Raw genomic sequence first — 24,659 nt, forward strand, 5'->3', positions numbered from 1 at the left:
GGGAGTCGATGTTAACATGTCAGCCCCCTGCTGCACTCCAAGCGAAACCTAACCTGGGGAGAGCGGCTGGTTTCGCGGAATGCTTATAACCTATTTTCTATCTGTTTTATTCCGTACTATTATAATAGAAGAAACTCATTCATTATCGTTTTTCTTAAACGATCTTAAAGCTTTACGAAAAGCGTCATCATTCATAACGTCACGTTCTTCTTTTGTAAAAACCGTGTCGTCTTTTTCGCCTTCTCTAAACTTTTGCAGCACTTGACGATACATATCATCGTTCATGACATCTTTTTCTCTCTTATGTCTAGATGTTCTTGTTTCCGTCTTCGCCTGCGGCTCTTTTGGCTCTTCTTTTGGTGCTGCAGGTTTTTCTTCTGCTACTTTTTTCTCTTCTACTTTTGGCTCTTTAGGAGCATTTGAAGCAGCCGCTTCTTTTTTAGGTGGAACTGTACGCTGGCGCTTAGAAGATGATGCTTTAGCATTCATTGTAATAATTAGGACAACCAGAATCACAGCTACAACGATCAGTAAAATACCTAACATACTGTCACCTACTGTCCTTGTGTCATTCGTTTAGTCACTTGAACAACACGTTCTCCTAACGCTTTACCTAGCGCTTGGTCGTTCTCTGTTAATAATTCGTCACCTTCGATTGGACAAGTAATTCCCACACCGTAATAAGTACCGTACAGCGCATTTTCTGGAATGTTACCTGGTAAGCCAGCGATAACCATTCCTTGGTGAAGCATTGGTGTAATTAAATTTAAAAGCGTTGCTTCTAAGCCACCGTGCGTTGTAGCTGTTGTACAGAACACCGCACCTACTTTATCAATTAATTTACCTTCTGCCCATAAATAACCTAATTTATCAATCCACGTTTTTAACCCTGAACTGATTGTTCCAAAATGCCCTGGGCAGCCCCAAATAATAGCATCCATTTCAGGCAGTTCACGTACATCTGCTTCTTCGACATGCTTTACATATACAGTTGCTTCTCCAGACAGCTCAGCGCCAGAAGCAATCGCTTTAGCTAATGCCTCTGTATGTCCGCCTTCACTATCATATACGATACAAATTTTCATCCTTTATCCCTCCGTTGCTTATGAGTTCATATCTTTTGGTGCCGGTAACATACGAATATCGTCTGTTGTTTCTTTTTCTGTCTCTTCTACTTCTACCACTGGATCTTTACGAACATCACGTAGGAAGAAACTTAAAATCAATCCAATAATGGCAATGATAACTGTCCAGTAAAACGCGTCGTTAATTCCTTGTACAGTTGCTTGCGCTTGAACTTTTCCAGCTAATGTTGTTAAAGCTTGTTTTTGCGCTTCTGTTTGAGAAAGGTGAAGCGTTTGAGCAATCTTTTGCACAAATACCTGGAAGTTATTCATAAAGAATGGATCAGATGTAGTCATTGAACTGCTCATTTCATTCACATGATATGTTGTGCGATTTGTAAAGATTGTAGTCATTAAACTGATACCGATTGAACCACTCACCTGACGAAGCGTGTTCGACATAGATGTACCGTGGCTGCTTAATTTTGCCGGCAGCTGATTTAAACCAGCTGTCATAATCGGCATCATTAATAATGACATACCGAATGCACGAATCATATAAATAATAACAATATGACTAAACGGTGTTTCAAGCGTTAATTTTGTAAATTCAAATGTTGTCACAACCGTAATCAACATCCCGACAATCCCTAGTGGACGCGGTCCTAATTTATCAAACAGCGTACCAGAAATCGGTGACATGACTAGCATAACAAGTGCACCAGGCAAGATTAATAAGCCTGAGTCAAACGCTGAATAGCCACGGATGTTTTGCAAATAAATCGGTAATAAGAACATACCAGCATACATGCTGATTGTAATGGCAATACTGATGATATTAGATAATGAGAAAATATTGTATTTAAATACTCTCACATCAAGTAATGGACTTTTAAGTCGAAGCTGCTGTACAACAAAGATGATTAATAAGACAATACCGCCGATCATCGTTGATAATACAACTGAATCCGTCCAGCCATCGTTTCCAGCTTCACTGAAGCCGTATAGAAGTAAAGCCATACCTGCAAGAGATGTAAACACAGAAATTAGATCTACTTTTACATTTTGAGGCGGTTTAATATCTTTTAATTTAAAAGCTGCAATTATAAGTACGAGTGCACCTAGTGGCACCATTCCCGTAAATAAAATGTGCCAGTCATAGTTTTGAATAACCCATCCTGAAAGCGTCGGTCCAATTGCCGGAGCGAACATCATGGCTAAACCAAAGATACCCATTCCTTTTCCGCGCATATGAGGAGGGAAAATAAATACGATAATGGTCATAACTAGAGGTGCTAGCACTCCGCCCCCGACTGCTTGAACCAGGCGTCCAATTAGCATAATTGAGAAAGTCGGCGCGATTCCGCAGACAAGCGCTCCAATTGTAAAGCAGGCCATCGCAAATAAGAATAAGCGACGAACGCCAAAACGTTCAATTAAATAGGCCGATAATGGAATAAGTGCACCATTTACAAGCATATATCCTGTAAGCAACCACTGTGCGGTATTAGCCGTAACGCCAAACTCTGTAATCAGATGCGGAATCGCAACATTTAGCAGCGTTTGGTTTAAAATTGCTAAGAACAATCCAAGCATAAGTACGACTAGTAGCGGGATATGCTTTTTAACTGAGCTTTCCTCTGGTTGTATCGTGTTTGCTGACATCAGTTCCTTCCTCCTTTCTTCTCTTCTTAATCATGTACGTTCTTAGTTTTTAGAGATTTTAACTTCTGCGTTCATACCTGGCAGTACGTTTTCAGAGTAGTTAGAAATAGAGATTTTAACAGGAACTGTTTGTGATACTTTCGTATAGTTGCCGTCTGAATTAGAGCTTGGCATTAATGAGAAAATTGAGTTTGTTGCATAACCGATTTCTTCTACTTTTCCATCGATTGTTGTTTTAGTATCTCCGTCAACTGTTACATCAACGTCATCGCCAGCTTCAATATCTTTTAATTTGTCTTCTTTAATGTTTGCAATGATGAATAAGTTATTCATATCTACTTCGCTAGCAATTTGTTGACCAGCTTGAACCATTTGATTTTCTTTTACCTGTGTTTTGATGATTTTACCATCCTCTGGTACTGTAACTGTTTTTTCTCCATCTTCTGATTGGATTTTAGCTACCTCATCGTCTTTTGAAACATCCTTACCTTCTTCAATACTCCAGCTTGCTACTTTACCTGCCGTTGGCGCTACTACTGTATAAAGATCGCCCGACACTTTTGCATTGTCTGTGGATACATAATTAGATTTTTGAATATAATAGTATCCCCCACCAATAATTAAAGCTAATACTACAATAATTCCGATAAAGTTCATTAAAATTAAACGCCCTCTTGACATTTATTTTACCTCCTTAATATTTCATTCAGTTAAGTATTACGCTAGATAACTTTATCACAAAGATATTTAGTTGTAAATAACTTTGATTTTAATTTATTTTTAAAACTAAACATTTATGTTTCATAAAGTTTTCCCGACTGAATACTTTACTACATCTTTAACTGAAATACAACTTAAAAGTTTTGGTTTCTTTACAAGTACTTTACTTTACTTTAAAGTTAGATATATAAGCATAGGGTTATACACAAAAACAGCTCCTTTTTTTGGAACAAACTCCCTATATACATAAACCACAATAGGTAACTAGCAGCAATTGTTTAACACCTATAATGATAAAGAAAAGGTGATTATGATGGATCAGCAGTTAATAGATAAACTAGAAAAACTTGACCAAGTTAAAACCTCATTATTTGAACTCAAGCGAAAGCTCTTGGAAGATAAAATCAGTGAGCAGCCCTATAATTTGACCATTACAAAATTTTTAATTCTAAAATTCATTGGAATCAGCTCTAAACGTATGGTAGCCGAAATTTCTTCAAATCTAAAGCTAACCTCCGGGGCTACTACCATTTTATTAAATCAATTAGAAGATGATGCACTCATTAAGCGCGTACGTGACCAAAAAGACCGCCGAATTGTATGGATATCCTTAACGGAGGCTGGCGAAACATTAGTGAACTATGTAATTGAGCAGCGAAATTTATTTTGGCAAGACATGCTTTTTGCTCTAACTCCAGAAGAACAGGATGAGTACCTCCGCATGCTTGAGAAAATGGAAAAACGAATTAGACAAACGGTAGATCGTTAATGATAAAAAGCGTGTGTCCATTTATTTTATGGACACACGCTTTTTATGACCCGCTACCATTGAAGGCTTTAGAAACCTTTTTGCTTTCTGCCTTTAAAATTCAGGATTGTTCTTTAAAAACCCCCTCCAAGCCTGTGCTGTAGCTTTCTCAATTTCTTCTTTAGAAGCATGAAGCCTTTTAGCGCTGTCTCCATAGCCAATTTCGATTTTGCCTTTTTTCAGTTCTTCAAATATTGAATCAGCAAAGTCATCAAGCGGTGCTCCAAATGTATGAAGTCCCGGTCCTCCTAAATCCGTGTTCACGGCTGGAGGAAGAATTTCTATTACTTCGGTATTTGTTTCTTCTACTTGATGTCTTAAACTAATCGTAAACGACCTTAACGCCGCTTTTGTTGCGCTGTAAATTGGCACCCATGCTCCAGGTGTTAAAGACAGCCCCGACGTTACGTTAATAACCGCAGCACGTTCTTGTTGAACGAAATGAGAAATCAATAGCGAAGTTAAATGAATAGGAGCACTTACATTACTCATTAGTTCTTTTTCGTAATACTGCCACTCTTCGTGCATGTGTAAAAGATTTACGCGCTGCTGAATGCCTGCATTATTCACAATAACATTTAATTTTGGGAACCTTTCAGTCGCCCATTTTACCAGCTCTACTCTGCTTTCTTCTATTGATACGTCGCACACTTTTGTATGTAACGAAGGGAATCTTTCTTTTGCTTCTTGCAGCTTTGATTCCCTTCTTCCACAAATAATAACTTCATTTCCTTCCTTTAAAAAACGTTCTGCAAGCGCCAATCCAATTCCAGACGCTCCGCCCGTAATTAAAATAGTGTTTCCTGACATTTTCATTACTTTTCCTCCTCGTTCAACCATCACATTTCCTAATTAATAAACAAAGCGCTACTGCATGAATGACAATAGCGCTTTGTTTATTATTTATCTTACAAGACGTTTTAGTCTTAATTTAACATTAAAAGTCAAAGTTATCTGGATCTGGACCTACGCGATGATTTTGATTTAATGCGTTAATTTTTTCAACTTCTTCTGCATTTAATTCAAAATCAAATACGTCTGCATTTTGGATAATACGATGTTCTTTTGTTGACTTAGGAATCGTTACTACTTCGTTTTGTAAGTCCCAACGTAAGATAACTTGAGCAGTTGATTTTCCGTGCTTTTCAGCAATTTGAGTTAACACTTCGTTATCAAGCAGCTCACCTTGTGCAAGCGGTGACCATGCTTCCACTTGGATTCCTTGTTTTTTGCAGTATTGACGCACTTCTGTTTGTGTTAAAAGTGGATGAAATTCGATTTGGTTTACCATCGGCTTAACTTCTGCATCTGCAATTAAGTCTTCTAGATGATGCACTTGGAAATTCGATACGCCGATTGCACGAATCTTCCCGTCTTTATAAAGCTTTTCAAGTGCTTTCCACGTATCTTTATACTTACCTTCAACCGGCCAGTGAATTAAGTATAAATCTAAATATTCAAGACCTAGCTTGTTTAAGCTTGTTTCAAACGCTTGAAGAGTTGTGTCATATCCTTGATCTGCATTCCACACTTTTGATGTAACAAATAGTTCTTCGCGAGAAACACCTGATTCTTTGATCGCTTGTCCCACGCCTTCTTCATTTTCATAAATTTTAGCCGTATCAATGCTTTTGTATCCAGCTTTGATTGCATATTTAACTGAATCTACAACTTCTTGACCATCTTCTACTTTATAAACACCTAAACCTAACCACGGCATTTTAACGCCGTTTGCTAAGGTCGTTGTTGACTGTAAGTTTTCCATGTTGCTGTTCATCCCCTTTTTTACTGTTGAATTATTCGTAAAGAGTAATTGCTTGTGAAATTTGTTCTGCGCACTGTTTAACAAGTGCAGCATGTTCTTCGTCTTTCTCCTCTGAAATACGAACGGATGGACCTGATAAAGCAATAGCTGCCATTATTTTTCCTTTTCTGAAAATAGGGGCTGCAATACAGCGAACGCCAGGCTCCCGTTCTTCATCATCGACAGCATATCCTCTTTCCTTACTTAAAGCTAAGTCAGCTTCCAGCTCGTCCAGCTCGGTGATCGTTCGATCTGTATAAGCTTCAAGCGAAAGTTCGTGAAGAATAGATTTTTGCACGCTGTCCTCTTGATAAGCAAGAATACACTTTCCAATAGCATTTGCATGAAGCGGCTTTTTATTTCCTACTTCGGAATGCGTACGAGTGCCATATTGCCCGTTCACCACCTGAGTTGTAACCATCTGTTTATGATGGAGAATTCCCGCGTAAATGGTCTCATTGGTCTCTTCACTCAGCTTCTGCATAGCAGGAACAGAGAGCCAATTCATTTCATAGTTCGTATGCATCGTATTTTGTACGAGTGCCAGCACCAGTTGTGGTGAAACCGTATAGCGGTTAGACGGGTTTCTTACAATAAATCCGTTTTGTTCAAGCGTGCTCACAAGACGATACATCGTACTCTTATTAAAACCGAGCGCTTCCATCATTTCCGGAATAGTCATATTCGGACGGTTTAAAAGCAAAGAGAAGATATCTAATCCTTTTTTTAAAGTTCCAACCTCGGACATGCCCTTCTTCCTCCTTTTATCCGAACAACAATTTTATTATAAAACAAAGCTCTTTATCGTATCAAATAAGGAAACTAAACCAAGTTATTTTCCCTATATAAGAGAATACATAACGTAATTGTTCTTCTTAATCTATTCCACTGTTTTTTCTATTTAAACATAAAAAAAGCCGTAACAATAGAATTTTTTTACAGTTTTTTAAAATTAACTTTGCTTTTCATTCGTTAACTTCTTCAAATCGCTTCAGCTGCTCCAGCTGATTTTCCTTTTTCATAATTTCTTTCTGACGCTCGCCTAGTAAATCGAAATGAGGATAGCCGGATCGATTATCAATATACTTAGCGGGAATACCATACTTTTCTCCCCACTTAATCAGCTTATTTAAGTCACTGCAACCTACTTTTGTTACGGTAGTTGCGTGTGGAAAACGCTCATCGAGCCAGTAATGAGTTAAAAATGCGATCTCTCCTCGCTTAACAGCTGCTTTCCATGCGTTTAGTTCCGGGCGTTTGATTCCAAATGCCATTATTTCACCTTTTCTCTTTTATATAAGTAGTCACATTGTTTGTTTACTATAAAGAAAAAATATCATTCATATAGAAATCTTTCATAATATCTTGTCTATTTATAACCATCTCTGAATAATAGCGTACTTTCTTCACCTGTTTCCTATCTAACATTATTGTGTGCTTATGATTTTATCATCATCTTCTTTTATTTTTCAAAAGATCAAACAAAAAAATAACGTTTAGATAATAAAGAAAAGCCTTATATGTAAAAGAAACTAAGGGTTAATTTCAACATTTCTATTGTGAACGATTTCTCCTTTATATTGAATGTTGTTCTTTTTTTATTATGGCAGTATGCATTTAGTTTGAAGCTTTAGTATATTAAAAAACTTCCAAAGTTACCATTCTCACAAAAAGACAGAATTTACTTTTTATTCCGAAAATAATATAATTCAAGTGATATGGAGCTTTTTGCTTCATCTATTTATTATCAAAGGGGGAATTCCGCTTGGCGATGAATGAAAATTCTTTAAAGAAGGTAAACAATGCTTCTTCCTCTCCTGATTACACAGAAATTGTACAGTCTGCTTCATTTCAAAAACTTTTGAAACAAAAACGCAATTTTATTTTACCGCTCTCTCTGTTTTTTCTTGCTTTTTATTTTACCTTGCCCATCTTAACGGCTTACACAACCGTCTTAAACAAACCAGCTTTTGCTTCTATGACTTGGGCGTGGGTATTTGCTTTTGCACAGTTTGTGATGACTTGGGCCCTATGCATTTTATACACAAAAAGAGCCTCGAAATTTGATGAACTTGTTAACACGATAAAAAAAGAAGCTGCAAATTGAATAGGGGGTTAAATGAATGAACGTACTAGCTTTCTCACTTTTTTTAGCTATTGTAGGTCTTACGCTAATCATTACGTATGCGGCATCCAAGCGAACAAAAACGACCAGTGACTTTTATACAGCAGATGGAAGTTTAACCGGCTGGCAAAACGGCATGGCGATTGCCGGAGATTATATGTCTGCTGCGTCATTTTTAGGCATAGCTGGAATGGTAGCGCTTTCTGGATTTGACGGTTTTTTTTACAGCATCGGCTTTTTAGTTGCCTATCTCGTCGTGTTATACATTGTAGCTGAACCACTTCGCAACTTAGGAAAGTACACGATGGCAGATATGATAGCAGCTCGTTTTAACGAAAAGAAAGTGCGGGGAGTTGCCGCATTAAACACGATCACCATTTCCATTTTTTATATGATTGCGCAGCTTGTTGGAGCAGGAGCATTAATTCATTTATTACTTGGTCTAGATTACGTGTATTCTGTCTTGATTGTCGGCGTGTTGATGACGGTTTACGTTGTATTTGGAGGCATGACGGCGACCAGCTGGGTGCAGATTGTCAAAGCGTTGCTTCTCATGATTGGTACGTTCATTATCTCCATTATTGTATTTTCAAAATTTGATTTTAGCTTTGCTAAAATGTTTTCTGAGATGAAAACCGCAACTCCTCTTGGCGACGGATTTTTAAATCCAGGAAATAAATTCAAAAATCCGCTGGACATGATTTCGTTGAATTTAGCTCTTGTTCTTGGTACAGCAGGCCTTCCTCATATCCTTATTCGTTTCTTTACAGTAAAAGATGCCATCACCGCACGAAAGTCTGTTATTTATGCAACGTGGATCATTGGCGTTTTTTACATTATGACAATCTTTTTAGGGTTCGGTGCTGCTGCATTCGTAGGGTACGATGATATTATCAAAGCAAATGCAGCAGGAAACATGGCAGCTCCCCTGCTCGCTCAAGTTCTTGGCGGAGACTTTCTCTTTGCGTTTGTCTCAGCTGTAGCTTTTGCTACGATTTTAGCTGTTGTAGCTGGGCTGGTGCTCTCAGCAGCTTCAGCATTCGCTCACGACTTTTATAGTCATATTCTCCGTAAAGGGGCTGCAACTGAAAAAGAACAGGTAGTGGCTGCACGATGGGCTTCTATTGGGGTATCCATTCTATCTATTATTCTTGCATTATTTGCTCAAAACATGAACGTAGCATTTTTAGTTGCACTTGCATTTGCCGTAGCAGCGAGCGCTAACTTGCCAATTATTCTTCTTACTATTTTTTGGAAACGTTTTAATACAGCAGGAGCAGTCACTGGCATGCTGGTTGGACTATTCAGCTCACTGTTTTTAGTTGCCATTAGTCCAAACGTGTGGGCACCTGAGCCTGGAGCTGCTATCTTTGTAGGTGAGCCGCTCATCACATTAACAAACCCTGGTATTATCTCCATTCCTCTAGGCTTCTTAGCTGCTTTTATAGGAACACTTCTTTCGTCTAAAAAAGCAGACGAAAAGAAATTTGATGAGATTTTAGTAAAAGCAAATACAGGTATGGGAATCGAAGAGCCTGTCAAACATTAATGCCAAAAAGCCTTGAAGCAGGTTGCTTCAAGGCTTTTTACTAGAATAAATCTTCTTGTAAGCCAATAGCGGCAATTTGTTCATTTCTAAACTTTACAGCTAACATATGCTCTTCTTCCCACGTACATTCAAAAAACAAACCAACTTCTCTTGTATCATGGGGTGCTTCAGGAACAAAGATTTGAATACACTCAACTAAAAAACCGATGTCTTTTCGCTTTTTTACATTCGGAACTAATAAGTCTACCACGTCTTTTTCAACTTGAGTTCTGTATTCATCTCGCACCTGTTGATAATAATCAAAAAGAGCTTTTTCCGTCCTCTTTAACAATAATTCGCTTTGAAGCCAAAATGCTTGAAAAGCCTCTTCTTGCCGTTTTTGAAATGGCTTCTCTTTATCTCCATCAATTGTCAGCAACACATGTTGTTGTTGTCCAAAGAAAGTGACCTGTTTTTCTCCAACCCAGGCCGAGTCATATAACAAAGATCCAAAAAGTGGATGATGTACTCGTAATGTTTGATTCATTGCATACCTGACCCTCTCAAAAAGTGGATTTCTGCTTGCATTGGCGTATAATAAATGGTGCTTGAAACAAACTTCTAAACTTATTCTATGTTACCATATTTTTTACAGAAAGGAGTGCCACAATGTGTGAATACAATTAAATCTTTATACCCTTACTTAAAACCTTACAAATGGCTCGCGCTGTTTGCCCCGCTATTGATGGTCATTGAAGTGTTAGCTGACCTTCTTCAGCCTACTATTATGCAGCATATCATTGATTATGGCATTGCAAACAACAATCAAACATATGTTATCACCCGAAGTATCCTTATGCTTATGTTAGCAATCATTGGCTTAGCTGCTGGTATCGTCTGCGCCATCCTTAGCACAAAAGCAGCAGTAAATTTTTCTACCGATATTCGAAAATCGCTTTTTGAAAAGATTGAAAACCTCTCAAACAGCAACAGAGATAAACTAGGGACTGGTCACTTAATCACTGTCATGACAAATGATGTAACGAGTGTTCAAAACGCATTGAATATGACGCTAAAAGTATTAGTTAGAGGACCTTTACTTTTTGCAGGAAGTATTGTGATCGTGTTATTAACCGCTCGTTCTTTGTTTCCTATTATCGTCGTGGTCGTCCCTATTTTATTTTTATGCATTTGGTTTGTGATCACGAAAGCCGGAAAACTTTTCAAAAAAGTTCAGCGAAGCGTTGATCGTGTAAACACAAAAGTCCAAGAAAATTTATCAGGGATGCGCGTAGTAAAAGCGTATGTAAGAGAATCATATGAAATCAATCAGTTTAAAGAAGCAAACAGCTCCTTGACGCAAGCTAATATGAGTGCTGTTCAGCTTATTTCGCTTTTAATGCCCGTTATTTTATTTGTAGTAAATATCGGCATGGTAGCTACTCTATGGCTGGGTGGACTTCAAGTTGAAGCAGGAAAAATTGAAGCAGGTGTGATTTTAGCTTTTATTAATTACTTAACGATTATTTTAAACGGACTTATGTCAAGCAGCATGGTGCTGATGCAAATTACACGTGCATTCCCTTCAGCTGAACGAATCGATTCTGTTTTAAAAACAAAAATAGACATTCCTCCAGCAAACTCTGCTGCTCAAATCAACAGGCTTAAAGGTGATATATCGTTTCAAAACGTTACATATAGCTACAGTAAAAATGGAGAAAACGTATTAAAAGATATTTCATTTACTGCTAAACACGGGGAAACTATTGGCATTATCGGCTCTACTGGAAGCGGAAAATCGACGCTTGCAAAACTTATTTCGCGCTTATATGATCCTGATGGCGGCGAAATTTTTGTAGATGGAAAAAATCTGACAAACTATGACGTAAAAGAGCTTCGCTCATCCATTGGGTTTATTCCTCAAAAAGCTACACTGTTTACCGGAACGATTGATATGAATATTCGAATGGGAAACGATCATGCTTCTTCCTCAGAAATTGAAGATGCTGCAGCTTTTGCATGCGCAACGGAGTTTATTGAAAAACTCCCAGAAAAATATGAGTATCCTTTAACGCGAGGAGCAACCAACTTATCAGGAGGGCAAAAGCAGCGTCTTTCAATCGCGCGTGCATTTGTTAGAAAGCCTGCTATATTGGTCATTGATGATGCAACTTCCGCGTTGGATGCTGTCTCAGAAGCGCAGGTACTAACACATTTAAAAGAAGAGTTTTCCGATGCGACCGTCATTATTATTGCGTCTAAAATTTCGTCTCTTCTTCACGCTGATCATATTATCGTCATGGATGAAGGCAAAATTGCTGAACAAGGGACTCATGAAGAATTGCTTCGTCACCACTCTCTTTATTACGACATTTATCTAGCACAAGGCGGAAAAGAGGTGTTGCCTAGTGAATAATCAAGGTAAAAATCAAATGAGCTCTATTCGCGGCCCTAGAGGCATGATGAAGGGTCCTGTAGTGAAGCCAAAGAATGCGAAAAAAACACTATATAGAATCTGGTCATATATGGGAAAACGAAAGCCTCCGCTTGTGGCTGCGATCATCTTAGTTATTGTGACTTCCCTGCTTAATTTATTAGGCCCTTATTTAATTGGGGTTATTATTGACGAGCATATTATTCCCAAAGATATCAGCGGAACGATACGAATGTCACTCACTCTTGCAGGAATTTACATTACGACATCTTTGTTAACATGGCTGCAAACCTATTTAATGGTAAACGTTTCGTTTACGACCATCGGAATGCTCCGCCAAGATTTATTTGCAAAGCTTCAAACTCTCTCTCTTCGCTTTTTTGATAAGCGAGCTCACGGAGAGTTAATGAGCCGGGTTACGAATGATATTGATAACCTGAATAACGCTCTGAGTCAAAGCGTTATTCAGGCTATGTCCTCTATTTTATCTCTAGTCGGTATTACCATTGCGATGTTCTCGCTCAACTGGATTCTTGCCATTATCACACTGATTGTTATTCCATTAATGGTTATAATCGTTCGACAAATATTAAAACGAAGCAGTGAAAATTTTGTCAAACGCCAAAAAGACTTAGGTGAGCTAAACGGCTTTGTAGAAGAAGCAATCTCTGGAGGAGAAGTTGTTACGCTTTTTAGTAAGGAAAAAGATTTTTTAACTGTTTTTAATGAACGAAATGAACAGCTGAGAAGTTCAGCAACAAAAGCAGAAACATTTTCAGGCTTTTTAGGTCCTGTCACAAACTTTATTAACAACTTAGGCTTAGCACTAGTGATTGGAGCAGGAGCATTTATGGCTGTTCAAGGTAGCGTTACAGTTGGGATGATCGCTTCATTTGTTAACTACTCACGTCAGTTCTCTCGCCCAATCAGTCAAATGGCAAACTTAGTAAACACTATTCTTTCGGCTATTGCCGGCGCAGAGCGCGTGTTTGCGATTATGGATGAGCAGCCGGACGTCACAAACAAGCCAAACGCTCTTTCTGTTACAAAATTTGCAGGAGACGTTGCTTTTGAGAACGTATCATTTGGCTATACTGACGAAAAAATGATTTTAAAAAATGTTACACTTACAGCAAAAAAAGGTGAAATGGTTGCTTTGGTCGGTCCTACAGGTTCTGGTAAAACAACAATCATTAACTTGCTCACACGATTTTATGACATCGCAAACGGAGACATTAAAATTGACGGCCGTTCCATCAGTGACTATAACATCCATGATTTACGAAACCGAATTGGCATTGTTCTTCAGGATACCTATTTATTTTCCGGTACGATTGCGGATAACATTCGATTCGGCCGATTAGATGCCAGCGATGAAGAAGTGAAAAGCGCAGCAAAAATGGCAAATGCTCATTCTTTTATCAAGCACCTGCCGCAGCAATACGATACCGTGATTTCAGCCGGTGGAGGAAATTTAAGTGAAGGTCAAAAGCAACTCTTATCGATTGCCCGAGCCATGCTCTCTGACTGTGATATTTTAATTTTAGACGAAGCTACTTCCAATATTGATACAAAAACAGAAATTGATATTCAAAAAGGAATGAGTAATCTATTAAAAGGAAAAACAAGCTTTGTAATTGCCCACCGCCTCAAAACGATTGAAAATGCAAATCAAATTCTTGTCTTAAAAGACGGACAGATTATTGAAAAAGGAAATCATCACGAGCTATTAGAGAAACAAGGTTTTTACCACAAGCTCTATACGCAGCAGTTTACGATTTAAAAGAGGCTGGAACATAACTTAGCCCAATCTAAAGACGAGAAAACGAACTATTGATCAATAGTTCGTTTTTTACTTCAACTAAAATACTTTTGTCTCAAGCTCTTTTTCGCTCTATCATTTATCTATCACAGCTACAATTTTCCCTTTTACTCGACGAGTCGCCAGTTCATCTAAAGCTGCCGGCACTTCGTCTAGTGAAATGACTTTTTCCACAAGAGCATTCAGCTTATTTTCTTGTAAAAGCAAAAGCATTTTATTTCCCATCTCCGCAAGTTTTTGCTGTTCTTTTACGTTATTAGACTGATGTACGCTTCCTAATGCAACTTGATGAAACGATAGTGGATGCGCAAACGAAATCGCATCATTTACATTAGGAGGTCCTGCGATAAATGCAATTTGACCATTAAAAGCAAGAGCCTTTACCGACTCGTCTGCATTGTCACGCCCAACTGTATCCAAGACTAAATCTACACCGAGTCCATCGGTAAGCTCCAGCACTTTTTTCACAAAATCTTCTTTACGGTAGTCGATTGCATAGTCAGCACCTAAACTTTTTACAAACTCATGATTGGCAGAAGATGCGGTTGTAAGCACTGTAAGACCTGCATTTTTAGCAAGCTGAATGGCAAACCCTCCAACCCCTCCAGCACCTGCGTGAATTAAAATCGTTTGTCCTTTTGAAGCGTTCATTTTGTGAAACAATGCTTGATATGCTGTATACCCCGCACATGGAATAGCTGCAGCGTCTTCAAATGAAACTCCTTGTGGAATAAGGGAAACCGTATGAGCTGTTGTCACTCCGTACTGTGCAAACCCGCCTTTTTTTGATAAATCGCTATGATATACAACACGGTCTCCGATTTTGACAGTTGTGACTTCTTCTCCCACTTCCTCGACAACGCCAGCTGAATCAAGTCCTAATACGTGAGGGTATGTCCAACTGGGATTACCGCCGTTTCCTGTTTTATAATCTACAGGGTTCAAGGCAGTAGCTTTAATTTTAACTAAAATTTCACCTTTAGCTGGATGCGGCTTTTGGATATTTCCGACTTTCATCTCACTTACTTTCCCTTTGCCTTCTAGCAGTAAAGCTTTCATCAAGATCTCCCCTTTTACATTTCTTCCTTCAATTAAAAGTTCTTTTTCAGTATAATAAATACATGTTGTTTACAAAAGACGGCACTTTCATGTAACCAGGTACCTTCCCGGTAACCTAGGTCTATGGATATTAAATTATTATATCCATATTTCATATCTGTTTATGAATGGAGGATTAGCGGTGAAAGCACCCCACTATAATGTACCTGTTGAAGCAACACTTGAAGTAATCGGCGGGAAATGGAAAGTCGTTATTTTATGCCTCTTAAAAGAAGGCGAAAAACGTTTTAGCGAACTTCAGCGAGCTATGCCTGCTATTACTAAAAAAATGCTGTCTCAACAGCTAAAAGAATTAGAAAAAGACGGTGTAGTTAATAGAAAAGTATACAATGAAGTTCCTCCTAAAGTAGAGTACTCACTCAGTGAAGAAGGCGAAACCTTACGAGAAATTTTAAATATGATGTGCGCATGGGGAGATAGAAGAATGGGAAACACCCCAAATTGCAGCTAAGTTCTCCTAGCAGCTTTGTTAAAATAACCGAATAGCTGCTGGGAAGAGCTATTCGGTTGTTTTATCTATTTCCCTACTCTTTCTTATGAGTCGCCCTTGTGTAAGAACATCTGACAACACTATAGAATTCTTTCGCATTTTCATATATGATGATGTCGAACGATGCAGCCAGAATTGTCGAAATAAAACTCAAGAATGATAGGTGATTCAATGATGCAATTAGGTTTAGATTTATCTCAAAAACAACTATTAAAATTGGCCATGACACCTGAATTACGTCAGTCTATCAACATTTTAAATTATTCTACGGCCGATTTAGTTCATTATCTTCATGAGCAAGTCAATGAAAATCCTGTAATTAAACTGTCTGCTGGCGATTCTCAGCAAAAAAATTCATTTAATACTCGAGAAAAGCGTTCATATTCAAAAGGTCACACCGATGACGAGTATAATCCGTTTAATTATATATCCGATCAAACTGTGACATTAGAGAGCCATTTATTAGAGCAGCTGTCTATGCTAAATCATTTACACTCACAGCAAAAACACATCGTTCAATTTCTAATTGGAAACTTAAATAAAAACGGCTTTTTAGCAATTGAACCAAAATTGGCAGCCGAACTGCTTAACGTTTCAATTGACGAAGTCAACGATATGATTCACGTTTTACAAAGCTTTGATCCAATCGGAGTGGGCGCTCAAAACTTTGTCGATTCACTGCTTATTCAAATTAAGGCCAAAAAGTCAAAGCCTCCTCTTTTATACGATGTGGTGAAACACGATATTGAAGATATTGCTAACAAAAAATATCGGAACATTTCAAAAAAATACTCTATTTCAATGCGCGAAGTACAAGAAATTGTTGACTGCTTGCGGACATTGAATCCTCGTCCAGCAGGAGATTTCTATGTTCCGCTTACGAAGTACATTTCGCCTGATGTAACGGTACAAAAAATAGACGGCCGCTATCATGTTATTCTTCATAGCGAGCTGCTTCCGCCCATCGAGATTAACAGCACCTACCAAAAACTGGTTCATCGCTCTGCATGCGTAACAACCGATCGATACGTACAGGAAAAAATCCATGAAGCTACTTGGCTAATTAATAGTATTGAGCAGCGTAATGCGACGATTTACAACGTGTCTAAAGCCATTGTGGAACATCAGCAAGATTTTTTTGAAATGGGTATTTCGGGGCTAAAGCCGCTTACCTTAAAAGATATTGCTCAAAAAGTAGACTGTCACGAATCAACGGTAAGCCGTGCAACTAACGGAAAGTATATTCAAACGCCGCGCGGACTGTTTGAACTAAAATACTTTTTCACTAATTCTTTAGAGAGAACCGATGGCGAACAAAGCAATTCTACCGCCTTTATAAAAGAGAAAATTAAAACATTAATTGCCGAAGAAAATAAATTAAAACCTCTTTCAGATCAAAAGCTCATGTCTCTTCTTTCCAGCGAAGGAATTCAAATTTCAAGAAGAACAGTAGCTAAATACCGTGAAGAAGCTGGAATTGAAAGTTCTTCTAAGCGGCGACGATTTTAATATTATTTATTCTAAATTACAGCTTTATCACTACTAAAAAGAACCCGTTGAATAAAAATCAACGGGTTCTTTTTATCGGTTTCCAATAAATAAAAGCCATATGATATTGATACGTATATTCATATGTGTCATTTATTTTCTTTACATGCTGTAAAATAATCTTCTCAGTTTCTAATTTGTCAACATCTTTCGAAAGCAGCTTTGTCGAGTTCTTCTTGATGAGATCTTCGTACGTCTCATACGTTACCGTTTTGGTTATAGGAACCAGCTTACAATCTGCATAAATGCCCAGTTCATATAAAATATTTAGTAAGTCAATATATTCCTTACGGCGCCATTTAATCTCGTACCCAAGTTTTCTATGTAACTCTACGTAATGAGGCTTTTCTGGACCCGCTGACATGCCAATAACCGCCAAACGATTAGCCGAATCATTCATATTTAAGAGACCATCGACAATGTTATGCATACGGTAAAAACAGTTTATTCCTACTACCGCGTCATAGTTATCTGTTAGACGCTCATACTCCCATTTACCTTCTATGAACTTTAGATTAGAGCGGGCATTTGATTGTTTTTGTAAGTAGCCGATGATGCTTGGCGAACAATCCATACACGTAAGTTCTTTTACATAATCCGCAATTGAAAACGTATAATTTCCCCACCCAGGGCCAATTTCCATGACAGAGTCACTTGGATTCAAAAAAGCAAGAAGTTCTTGCTGAAGCTGTTTCACTACAGGATCATTTTCTGAATCAAAAGACATTTTTTCTAGATATTGCTGCCAAAATTCATCTTCAGCTTTGTCATTTATCATCCGTTCCGATATTGAACCGTCCCATTCTTTCAGCCCTTCCTGCCACTTTTTCACACGATCACTTTCATACACCGCAAATTTTGTAAGCTGCATGCATTCACATTCCCCTCTTTTATACGTAAACCTATACTAACATAAAGAAAAAGAGAGTTCCTTTTTAAACTGGAACTCTCTTTTTCTATTAGTTAAATTAGGCTGCTGTCTCTTCCTCTGTATGATGCTTCTCTTTTCTGGCATTGATATAAAACATTATCAATGAAAGAGTGATGAAGATTGCTGCAAAGATTCCAAGCACGCCAGCCTGATGCCATACATAGCCGAAATCATCACCAATTGAAATAATTTCACGGAAACCGCGAATTGCATAGGTCATAGGCAAGTATGGATTGATTGCCTGGAAGAATTCCGGCACAAGTGCTTTAGGGAATGTACCTGCACTGCCGCCAATTTGAAGCAGCAGAATAATAAAGGCTAAATACTGCCCTACTTTTCCTAACCCTGTTGTTAAGAACAAGATCAGTGTAAAGAACGTTACACCTGTAATCATGGTAAAGATATAGAAGTGCCAAATGCTTGTTACGTTTAAATGCAAGCCCCAAAGAAGAGCTGTAACAGCAATCGCTGCTTGCAGCATACCTACAATAGTGATGACACTAAACTTACTTAAGAACCACGAAATACCTGATGTCGGTCGAATTGATGGCTCTTTCATTGGGTACACCGCTGAAAACATTAATGTTCCCGCAAACAAGCCAATACATAAGATGTATGGAGCTAATCCGACACCGTACTTATCTACGTTGTTTTGTTTATCTGATTTTAAATCCGTTGGATTTGAAAACATGCTGTATGTTTTATCATCTGCTTTAACATCTTTTGCATCTTTTGCACCGTCCGCTAAAGATGAATGAAGCTCGCTTGTTCCATCTGATAATTTAGATGAACCGTCATATAGTTTGGATGAACCATTTGTTAACTCTTTAGAACCATTTGCTAATTTGGTTGCCCCGTTTTCTAGCTGCGTTAAACCATTTGCTAGCGCTGCACTTCCTTGTTCAGACTTCTTAAGCCCATCCACAAGTTGCTGCTGCCCATCAGCAAGCTTTCCAGCCCCTGTATGAGCGTCAGCTATACCGCTGTTTAGCTCTGCAAATTTACTGTTGAACTGCTTTTCTCCGTCTGCTAGTTTAACAGCACCGTTATATACTTTCGTTTGTCCATCGTACAGCTGACTTTGTCCGTCAGCAATTTTATTAATTGCGCTTTGGATATCTTCTCCGCCTTTAGAAAGCTTTTGCAGCGCCGCAGATAACTCTTGCACTTTATCTACTTTTGCTTTTAGCTGCTCTGCTTTTTGCTGCTGTTCATCCATAAACTGCTGAGACGTCAGCTTTTTAATTCCTGCAATCAGCGTTTGTTTTTGCTCATCGGGAATGGATTCGTTGCTGTTAATGCTGTCAATGAGAGCTTGCTGCTGCTGTTCAAACTCCGCTTTTTTTGAATCTACCTGCTGTTTAATCTGCGTAATTTCCTGTTCCGCTTGATTAATTTGCTGCGTAACGCTGCTCACTTCAGCATCCACTTGGTTTAAGCCGCTCGTGAACTGCGGAAGCTTTCCTTGAAGTGTCTGTGTTCCATCATTAAGTTGTTTGGTTGCACTTTGTAGCTTTGACAACCCATCTCGAACACCAACAGCTCCAGTTTCTAATTGACTAGAAGCACTATATAATTGACTGCTTCCATTCTCTAGCTTCCCTAAACCGCTGTTTAGGCTGCCTAAGTTTTCATTAATTGTGTCCGCACCGTTTAGTAGCTTAGCTGCACCAGCATTTAAATCTGTTGCTCCTTTTCGTGCATCCGTTAACCCGCTTGCTAATTTAGCTGTACCGTCTTCAAACGTAACCGTGCTGTCTGCTAGTTTCTTCATGTTATCTCGCAGCGTTTTTGAACCATTTTCTAACTCTCCTGCACCGTCACTTGCTTTTTGAAGACCGTCCGCTACTTGCTTAAAGCTGTCAAATACCGTTTCAGCATACTGCTTTGTGACTGCTTCTTTAATCTGATCATTGATTTTAGCTACTGCATTTGAGCTAATTTGAGCGCCTGAATAGTTCTTTCCGGCATTTGTATGGTAGATAAATTTCATTTTTTTAGGATTCTCATCCATTAATGTTGTTGCATTTTTGGAGAAATTCTTTGGAATTTCCAAAACTAAGTAGTAGTCCTCATTTTTTAAGCCTTCTAACGCTTTTTCTTTGTTCGTAAATTTCCAGTCAAATTTATCGTTTTTCTTTAAATCATCAACAAAATCACGACCAACATTCAATTTCTTTCCATCTAATGTAGCACCTTTATCTTCATTTACCACTGCAACTGGAATTTGATCTGTTTTTCCATATGGATCCCAGTAAGCAGATAAAAAGATGACATTATAAAGTAATGGAACAAATAACAATCCGCAAATCACAACAATAGTCATTGGTTTGGAAAAGATTTTTTTCCATTCTCCTTTAATCATATTCATGTTTTTTAGCCTCCAATAATCCTTACTTCCGCCTGACTGTTTGACCGAAAAACATTTTCGGTCATGAAGTTCTGATTAATGTTACCATATTCACAAGAATAAGGTCAATCGTTATTCTGTAATTAAAAGCTGATTTTAGCAGAAAGTTTAAAATCAGCTTTTTAAGATAACGTTCACACTAAATATCAGGCTTAAATCATGAGTTTCATTCGCATCGTTCTTAGTAAATGCCCGTCAAATTCATCATCAAATTCATCCACAAGCTGGAAACCTTTTGATTGATAAAATGCACGGCCTATTCCGTTTTCTCTTTCTACGTTAATGTAAACGATTTTTAATTCCTTCGAGCGCTTCATTCCTTTTTCTAACAATTGCGAACCGATTCCTTTTCCTTGATAAGCAGGCAGTATATAGATAGATCCTAGTTCTATTTCCCCTCTGTTTTGTAGTCGGAAAAAGTTAGCGTATCCTACGATTTTCTCATCAATAGTTGCCACATAAATGAACGAATTACGCAAGCGCCACAGCAGCCTTTTATTGGAGTATGCTTCTGAAAGAAACCGATTCTGAACGCTTCTAGGAATAATTCCTTCATATGTATCATACCAACTCATCTTTGCGACGTATTGAACAGACGTAATATCTTCTTTTCTCATTTTGCGAATGATTACCTCCACTCACATCCCTCCTGACAATTTACTGCTAAAATCGTACATAATTTCACCTGAAAAATATAGTTATAAATATATATTTTTAATTGTAACGCTCTAGAAGCATTGATTGATTTTAGAACCTTATGTATAATCGAGATAGATACAAATTGAAAATGATTATCATTAACAGGAGTGCTGAATGATGAATTTAACTACCGTGAGTATTGGCGACAAAGTAAAAGTTAAAAACATTGAATTTTTAGATAGATCATTAGAACGCCGCCTTCTTTCTTTTGGAGTAAAAAAAGGCTGCGAACTGTGCATGAAGCAAAAAACCATCTTAGGAGGACCTTGTATTATTGAATGTCAAGGTCAAATGATTAGCATCCGAAAACGCGATGCGGCCAAAATTGAGGTTGAGACAGCATGAGTACAATTGCACTTTTAGGAAATCCAAACACAGGAAAAACTTCTTTATTCAATATATTAACAGATTCCTATGAATACGTAGGAAACTGGAGCGGTGTAACCGTTGAAAAGAAAGTTGGATCTATTAAAAAGCAAAACAGCCAGCTGGTTGATTTGCCGGGTGTGTATGACTTTACTCCTCTTTCTTCAGATGAAGCAGTGGTAACTAACTTTTTGTTAACCGGAGAATTTAACAGTATGCTGAATATTGTAGACGCTTCTCAGTTTGAAAGAAGCATGCATCTCACTATTCAAGCATTGGAATATGGAAAGCCATTAGTAATCGGCTTAAATATGATTGATGTAGCGGAAAAACGCGGACTGACTTTTAATTTGGAGAAGCTTAGCAAATCATTACATATTCCGGTTTCAGCGATTGTTGCCCGTAATGGAAAAGGAATTAACGAGCTGCTCTCCACTTTGAAGCAAGATTTAAAAGCCCCTTCATTTCAATTAAATTATGGAGAAACTGCTGAACAAGCAATTCATATGATTCAAACAAAAGCGGACGTCAGCAGATGGATTGCCATTCAGTTTTTAGCGGAAAACAGCGTAATCGAATCAACATTAAAAGAAAAAGCGAGTTACTCAGAGCTGCTTGAGCTTCGAAAAGCCGCTGCACAAAAATTAACCAAGCCGCTTAGCGAGCATTTCTTCGACGTGCGTACAACATTTATTGAACGCATTTCGAGCGAGTGTATCATAAAGGGCAGCGAAACACCTTTAACTTTCACGGATCGAATCGATCGTATTGTGACGCATAAGTGGCTTGGTCTCCCTATTTTTCTTGGCTTAATGTATTTGATTTTTAATATTACGTTTACGTGGATTGGCGTTCCGCTTTCTGATAAACTGGACGGCTTCTTTGGCGGAACGCTTAGTGAAGGCGCCGATTCTCTTTTAAATGCAGCTGGTGCCGCTCCATTTATTCATGATTTAATTGTGGACGGCATCATCGCAGGCGTAGGCGGCGTACTAGTATTTGTACCACAAATTTTTGTCCTGTTCTTTTTCATTTCACTGCTTGAAGATTCAGGATACATGGCTCGAATCGCTGTAGTAATGGATCGTATAATGGAATTTTTTGGTTTGAACGGAAAAGCATTTATTCCGATGATTATTAGCTTTGGATGTAACGTACCGGGGATTATGGCCGCGCGTACAATTGAACAGCGAAAAGAGCGCCTTATGACCATTTTAGTCAATCCATTTATGAGCTGCTCAGCACGTCTTCCTGTATACGCTTTGTTTGTAGGTGCGTTTTTTGTGCAAAACGGAGCAGCTGTGGTGTTTTCTATGTACTTGCTTGGCATTATTTTAGCACTTGTTGTAACGAAAATTTTATCAGTAACGCTTCTTAAAGACGAACAATCAACTTTTATTGTTGAACTTCCTCCTTACCGCGTACCTCAAGCCAAGACTCTTTGGAGAAGCACGTGGGAAAAAGGCCGAAATTTCGTCCGAAAAGCAGGTACGGTTATTTTAGCTGGCTCTGTATTTATCTGGCTATCATCTTACGCTGGCCCTGGCGGTTTTGGAGTAGATATGGAAAATAGCTTTATGGCTATTATTGGAGGTGCTATCGCTCCTCTATTTATCCCTTTAGGTTTTGCGACATGGCAAGCTGTAGCATCACTGATTACAGGGTTCCTAGCGAAAGAAGTGGTTGTTTCAACTATGAGCATCATTTATAAAGTACAAGAAGGACAGCTTGGCGACACAATGAAGACATTCTTTACACCGCTAACAGCCTATACGTTTATGGTGTTTGTTCTTCTTTATGTTCCGTGTCTAGCAACCGTCGCTGTTATTCGACGAGAAACCGGCTCATTAAAATGGACAGCATTTGCTGTGGCCTACCCTTTGGTTGTCGCTTATCTCGTAGCTTTGCTTGTACACACTATTGGAAAAGTACTTGGTTTTTCTTAAAAGGAGTGAATAATATTGATTATTAACATTTTAATTGGGGTTTTGATTTTTGGGTATGCCCTTTATCATATGACAAAATTCTTCCGCAAGAGTACTCAGGGAAAATGTGCAAGCTGCGCACAGCAATCTTCTTGTGCAACGGACGATTGCGGTATTGACTGGGATAAAACGATTCAAGAAGCTCAAAATCAATCATCTTAATACATTAAAAAAGCATCCTGATAGACGGGATGCTTTTTTAATGTTACGCAACTAGTTTTAAAATGAGATGAGAAAGGACTTCCTTTTCCTCTTCACTGCTGACTTTCCATAACTCATGAAGGACTTTTTCTTCTCGGTTTCGAGGCTCCTCATTTTTGGCTAAATAGCTAGCCACTTTTTTTGTAGCAGCTGCTAATTGTTCCTCATTTAACCCGAGCTTTTTACCGACATGAACTTTTTGAGTTAAATAATCAGTAAACGTATCAAAATTCTGCAAAATTGCTTCTTTTTTCTCCGTCCCTAAATTATCTACCGTTTCTTCAATTTTATTCATGTCTTTTGTAGTTCCTTCATTCATTTGACTCACAGTTAACATCTCCTTCTTAGTGAATAGACTGATATGTTCTTTCACGCTCAGATTCTGGTTTTTCGTCCGGCGTCATCTTTTCCTTACTTATTTCAGAAGTTGCATCTTTCACTTTTTCACCAATTTGCTGTAAATCACTTTTAGCATCTTCTACCGTTGATTTTGCATCATGCGTAACGCTTTTCACATCTTCTGCTTGCTTAAAGAAATCTTCATTTACACGCTCGTACAAATGTTTGGCATCATTAATTGCATCTTTTAAAAGATTCGATGCATTTTTCATTTGCTGCACCATTTTTTCTTTTGTTTCTTGAGGGTTCTCTTTTACTTGATTAATCATGTTTGCAGAAGAGTCCTTTAATGTAACGGCTCTTCTTTTAACAGATGAGCGAGTTTTATTATCAAGTAATGTTATACATCCACCTACAACTGCCCCGACAACAACACCTTTTACTAGCTTGCTGCTGTAGCTTTTCCCCGTGGTGCTAACAGCAGCAGTGCTATTGGCTGTCTGTGGATTGTTATTAATTCCTACATCGTTGTTGATGCCTGCGCTGTTGCTTAAAGCAGGGTTTTGTAATTCAGATCGGTTTCTTTCCATTTTTACTGCCT

25 protein-coding genes are annotated in these 24,659 nt (G+C 38.3%); 10 read left to right on the forward strand and 15 right to left on the reverse strand.

The features are described 5' to 3' along the window. Positions 1 to 135: 135 nt before the first annotated feature. The 4 genes from WKH56_RS13625 to WKH56_RS13640 are packed head-to-tail and all read right to left on the reverse strand — an operon-like array spanning position 136 to position 3,410. Positions 136 to 546: a hypothetical protein gene (locus WKH56_RS13625; protein WP_063248259.1), complete on the reverse strand. Its 411-nt coding sequence runs from the start codon at positions 544 to 546 to the stop codon at positions 136 to 138. A gap of 8 nt (positions 547 to 554) precedes the next feature. After that, positions 555 to 1,085 carry an NAD(P)H-dependent oxidoreductase gene (locus WKH56_RS13630; RefSeq protein ID WP_014461382.1) on the reverse strand — a complete coding sequence of 177 codons (531 nt, stop codon included), beginning with the start codon at positions 1,083 to 1,085 and terminating at the stop codon, positions 555 to 557. 18 nt (positions 1,086 to 1,103) lie between these two features. Continuing rightward, a complete protein-coding gene (locus WKH56_RS13635; RefSeq protein ID WP_028412180.1) occupies positions 1,104 to 2,729 on the reverse strand; it encodes a DHA2 family efflux MFS transporter permease subunit in 1,626 nt (541 codons plus the stop codon). A 42-nt stretch (positions 2,730 to 2,771) separates the two neighbouring features. Beyond that, positions 2,772 to 3,410, reverse strand: coding sequence for a biotin/lipoyl-containing protein (locus WKH56_RS13640; protein ID WP_168760387.1), 639 nt, complete (start codon positions 3,408 to 3,410; stop codon positions 2,772 to 2,774). A 352-nt stretch (positions 3,411 to 3,762) separates the two neighbouring features. Between WKH56_RS13640 and WKH56_RS13645 the strand changes: the two genes are divergently transcribed. After that, a complete protein-coding gene (locus tag WKH56_RS13645) occupies positions 3,763 to 4,218 on the forward strand; it encodes a MarR family winged helix-turn-helix transcriptional regulator (protein ID WP_025749716.1) in 456 nt (151 codons plus the stop codon). Positions 4,219 to 4,311: 93 nt separating this feature from the next. Here the strand turns inward: WKH56_RS13645 and WKH56_RS13650 are convergent, their stop codons facing one another. From WKH56_RS13650 to WKH56_RS13665, 4 genes are all read right to left on the reverse strand, one after another. After that, positions 4,312 to 5,073 (reverse strand): SDR family oxidoreductase, encoded by a 762-nt coding sequence (locus tag WKH56_RS13650; protein WP_048020103.1) that lies wholly within the window; start codon positions 5,071 to 5,073, stop codon positions 4,312 to 4,314. Between the two features lie 121 nt (positions 5,074 to 5,194). Beyond that, positions 5,195 to 6,022, reverse strand: coding sequence for an aldo/keto reductase (locus tag WKH56_RS13655; RefSeq protein ID WP_048020102.1), 828 nt, complete (start codon positions 6,020 to 6,022; stop codon positions 5,195 to 5,197). A gap of 31 nt (positions 6,023 to 6,053) precedes the next feature. Next, positions 6,054 to 6,809: an IclR family transcriptional regulator gene (locus tag WKH56_RS13660; RefSeq protein ID WP_310884217.1), complete on the reverse strand. Its 756-nt coding sequence runs from the start codon at positions 6,807 to 6,809 to the stop codon at positions 6,054 to 6,056. Between the two features lie 217 nt (positions 6,810 to 7,026). Next, a complete protein-coding gene (locus WKH56_RS13665; RefSeq protein WP_034269656.1) occupies positions 7,027 to 7,335 on the reverse strand; it encodes a hypothetical protein in 309 nt (102 codons plus the stop codon). 497 nt (positions 7,336 to 7,832) lie between these two features. Here WKH56_RS13665 and WKH56_RS13670 point away from each other — a divergent pair, with 497 nt between their 5' ends. Both WKH56_RS13670 and WKH56_RS13675 read left to right on the forward strand, forming a co-directional pair. Then, a complete protein-coding gene (locus WKH56_RS13670) occupies positions 7,833 to 8,168 on the forward strand; it encodes a DUF485 domain-containing protein (RefSeq protein ID WP_048020457.1) in 336 nt (111 codons plus the stop codon). A gap of 16 nt (positions 8,169 to 8,184) precedes the next feature. Next, the gene (locus WKH56_RS13675; protein ID WP_028412169.1) at positions 8,185 to 9,735 is read left to right on the forward strand and encodes a solute symporter family protein; all 1,551 of its coding nucleotides are present in this window, start codon (positions 8,185 to 8,187) and stop codon (positions 9,733 to 9,735) included. A gap of 40 nt (positions 9,736 to 9,775) precedes the next feature. Here WKH56_RS13675 and WKH56_RS13680 read toward each other — a convergent pair whose 3' ends face one another. Beyond that, entirely contained in the window at positions 9,776 to 10,261 is a 486-nt protein-coding gene (locus WKH56_RS13680; protein ID WP_028412168.1) for a DUF6985 domain-containing protein, read from the reverse strand. A gap of 126 nt (positions 10,262 to 10,387) precedes the next feature. Here WKH56_RS13680 and WKH56_RS13685 point away from each other — a divergent pair, with 126 nt between their 5' ends. Next, positions 10,388 to 12,130 carry an ABC transporter ATP-binding protein gene (locus tag WKH56_RS13685; protein WP_342835913.1) on the forward strand — a complete coding sequence of 581 codons (1,743 nt, stop codon included), beginning with the start codon at positions 10,388 to 10,390 and terminating at the stop codon, positions 12,128 to 12,130. Positions 12,131 to 12,146: 16 nt separating this feature from the next. Continuing rightward, positions 12,147 to 13,931: an ABC transporter ATP-binding protein gene (locus tag WKH56_RS13690; RefSeq protein WP_255906605.1), complete on the forward strand. Its 1,785-nt coding sequence runs from the start codon at positions 12,147 to 12,149 to the stop codon at positions 13,929 to 13,931. A gap of 114 nt (positions 13,932 to 14,045) precedes the next feature. Here WKH56_RS13690 and WKH56_RS13695 read toward each other — a convergent pair whose 3' ends face one another. Further along, complete coding sequence (locus tag WKH56_RS13695; RefSeq protein WP_108674402.1) at positions 14,046 to 15,029, reverse strand: zinc-binding dehydrogenase; 984 nt, start codon at positions 15,027 to 15,029, stop codon at positions 14,046 to 14,048. A gap of 163 nt (positions 15,030 to 15,192) precedes the next feature. Here WKH56_RS13695 and WKH56_RS13700 point away from each other — a divergent pair, with 163 nt between their 5' ends. Beyond that, on the forward strand, positions 15,193 to 15,540 hold the full coding sequence (locus tag WKH56_RS13700) for a winged helix-turn-helix transcriptional regulator (protein WP_014461394.1): 348 nt from the start codon (positions 15,193 to 15,195) through the stop codon (positions 15,538 to 15,540). Positions 15,541 to 15,753: 213 nt separating this feature from the next. Continuing rightward, on the forward strand, positions 15,754 to 17,088 hold the full coding sequence (rpoN, locus tag WKH56_RS13705; protein ID WP_342835917.1) for an RNA polymerase factor sigma-54: 1,335 nt from the start codon (positions 15,754 to 15,756) through the stop codon (positions 17,086 to 17,088). 58 nt (positions 17,089 to 17,146) lie between these two features. Here the strand turns inward: rpoN and WKH56_RS13710 are convergent, their stop codons facing one another. From WKH56_RS13710 to WKH56_RS13720, 3 genes are all read right to left on the reverse strand, one after another. Continuing rightward, entirely contained in the window at positions 17,147 to 17,998 is an 852-nt protein-coding gene (locus WKH56_RS13710; protein WP_342835919.1) for a class I SAM-dependent methyltransferase, read from the reverse strand. A gap of 97 nt (positions 17,999 to 18,095) precedes the next feature. Beyond that, positions 18,096 to 20,429, reverse strand: coding sequence for a YhgE/Pip family protein (locus tag WKH56_RS13715; RefSeq protein ID WP_342835921.1), 2,334 nt, complete (start codon positions 20,427 to 20,429; stop codon positions 18,096 to 18,098). Between the two features lie 191 nt (positions 20,430 to 20,620). Then, positions 20,621 to 21,106: a GNAT family N-acetyltransferase gene (locus WKH56_RS13720; RefSeq protein WP_013081920.1), complete on the reverse strand. Its 486-nt coding sequence runs from the start codon at positions 21,104 to 21,106 to the stop codon at positions 20,621 to 20,623. 178 nt (positions 21,107 to 21,284) lie between these two features. Here WKH56_RS13720 and WKH56_RS13725 point away from each other — a divergent pair, with 178 nt between their 5' ends. From WKH56_RS13725 to WKH56_RS13735, 3 genes are read left to right on the forward strand one after another with little or no spacing between them, the layout of a single operon-like run. Next, positions 21,285 to 21,512, forward strand: a complete 228-nt coding sequence (locus tag WKH56_RS13725; RefSeq protein ID WP_025749730.1) for a FeoA family protein — start codon at positions 21,285 to 21,287, stop codon at positions 21,510 to 21,512. After that, on the forward strand, positions 21,509 to 23,479 hold the full coding sequence (feoB, locus tag WKH56_RS13730; RefSeq protein WP_342835923.1) for a ferrous iron transport protein B: 1,971 nt from the start codon (positions 21,509 to 21,511) through the stop codon (positions 23,477 to 23,479). The genes WKH56_RS13725 and feoB overlap by 4 nt, the downstream gene beginning before the upstream one ends. A 15-nt stretch (positions 23,480 to 23,494) precedes the next feature. After that, positions 23,495 to 23,680 carry a FeoB-associated Cys-rich membrane protein gene (locus tag WKH56_RS13735; RefSeq protein ID WP_013081918.1) on the forward strand — a complete coding sequence of 62 codons (186 nt, stop codon included), beginning with the start codon at positions 23,495 to 23,497 and terminating at the stop codon, positions 23,678 to 23,680. 43 nt (positions 23,681 to 23,723) lie between these two features. Here WKH56_RS13735 and WKH56_RS13740 read toward each other — a convergent pair whose 3' ends face one another. Both WKH56_RS13740 and WKH56_RS13745 read right to left on the reverse strand, forming a co-directional pair. Further along, on the reverse strand, positions 23,724 to 24,047 hold the full coding sequence (locus WKH56_RS13740) for a DUF3243 domain-containing protein (RefSeq protein ID WP_013081917.1): 324 nt from the start codon (positions 24,045 to 24,047) through the stop codon (positions 23,724 to 23,726). Positions 24,048 to 24,063: 16 nt separating this feature from the next. After that, the gene (locus WKH56_RS13745) at positions 24,064 to 24,648 is read right to left on the reverse strand and encodes a hypothetical protein (protein WP_033578155.1); all 585 of its coding nucleotides are present in this window, start codon (positions 24,646 to 24,648) and stop codon (positions 24,064 to 24,066) included. Positions 24,649 to 24,659 lie beyond the last annotated feature (11 nt).

Source organism: Priestia sp. SB1 (assembly GCF_038898415.1).

Coding starts and splice junctions, on each gene's coding strand:
- WKH56_RS13635 (WP_028412180.1), bottom strand. CDS start 2,729: ATGTCAGCAAACACGATACAACCAGAGGAAAGCTCAGTTAAAAAGCAT.
- WKH56_RS13665 (WP_034269656.1), bottom strand. CDS start 7,335: ATGGCATTTGGAATCAAACGCCCGGAACTAAACGCATGGAAAGCAGCT.
- WKH56_RS13725 (WP_025749730.1), top strand. CDS start 21,285: ATGAATTTAACTACCGTGAGTATTGGCGACAAAGTAAAAGTTAAAAAC.
- WKH56_RS13645 (WP_025749716.1), top strand. CDS start 3,763: ATGGATCAGCAGTTAATAGATAAACTAGAAAAACTTGACCAAGTTAAA.
- WKH56_RS13700 (WP_014461394.1), top strand. CDS start 15,193: ATGAATGGAGGATTAGCGGTGAAAGCACCCCACTATAATGTACCTGTT.
- WKH56_RS13710 (WP_342835919.1), bottom strand. CDS start 17,998: ATGCAGCTTACAAAATTTGCGGTGTATGAAAGTGATCGTGTGAAAAAG.
- WKH56_RS13640 (WP_168760387.1), bottom strand. CDS start 3,410: ATGTCAAGAGGGCGTTTAATTTTAATGAACTTTATCGGAATTATTGTA.
- WKH56_RS13650 (WP_048020103.1), bottom strand. CDS start 5,073: ATGAAAATGTCAGGAAACACTATTTTAATTACGGGCGGAGCGTCTGGA.
- WKH56_RS13660 (WP_310884217.1), bottom strand. CDS start 6,809: ATGTCCGAGGTTGGAACTTTAAAAAAAGGATTAGATATCTTCTCTTTG.
- WKH56_RS13675 (WP_028412169.1), top strand. CDS start 8,185: ATGAACGTACTAGCTTTCTCACTTTTTTTAGCTATTGTAGGTCTTACG.
- rpoN (WP_342835917.1), top strand. CDS start 15,754: ATGCAATTAGGTTTAGATTTATCTCAAAAACAACTATTAAAATTGGCC.
- WKH56_RS13670 (WP_048020457.1), top strand. CDS start 7,833: ATGAATGAAAATTCTTTAAAGAAGGTAAACAATGCTTCTTCCTCTCCT.
- WKH56_RS13655 (WP_048020102.1), bottom strand. CDS start 6,022: ATGGAAAACTTACAGTCAACAACGACCTTAGCAAACGGCGTTAAAATG.
- WKH56_RS13680 (WP_028412168.1), bottom strand. CDS start 10,261: ATGAATCAAACATTACGAGTACATCATCCACTTTTTGGATCTTTGTTA.
- WKH56_RS13630 (WP_014461382.1), bottom strand. CDS start 1,085: ATGAAAATTTGTATCGTATATGATAGTGAAGGCGGACATACAGAGGCA.
- feoB (WP_342835923.1), top strand. CDS start 21,509: ATGAGTACAATTGCACTTTTAGGAAATCCAAACACAGGAAAAACTTCT.
- WKH56_RS13745 (WP_033578155.1), bottom strand. CDS start 24,648: ATGGAAAGAAACCGATCTGAATTACAAAACCCTGCTTTAAGCAACAGC.
- WKH56_RS13715 (WP_342835921.1), bottom strand. CDS start 20,429: ATGAATATGATTAAAGGAGAATGGAAAAAAATCTTTTCCAAACCAATG.
- WKH56_RS13695 (WP_108674402.1), bottom strand. CDS start 15,029: ATGAAAGCTTTACTGCTAGAAGGCAAAGGGAAAGTAAGTGAGATGAAA.
- WKH56_RS13690 (WP_255906605.1), top strand. CDS start 12,147: ATGAGCTCTATTCGCGGCCCTAGAGGCATGATGAAGGGTCCTGTAGTG.
- WKH56_RS13625 (WP_063248259.1), bottom strand. CDS start 546: ATGTTAGGTATTTTACTGATCGTTGTAGCTGTGATTCTGGTTGTCCTA.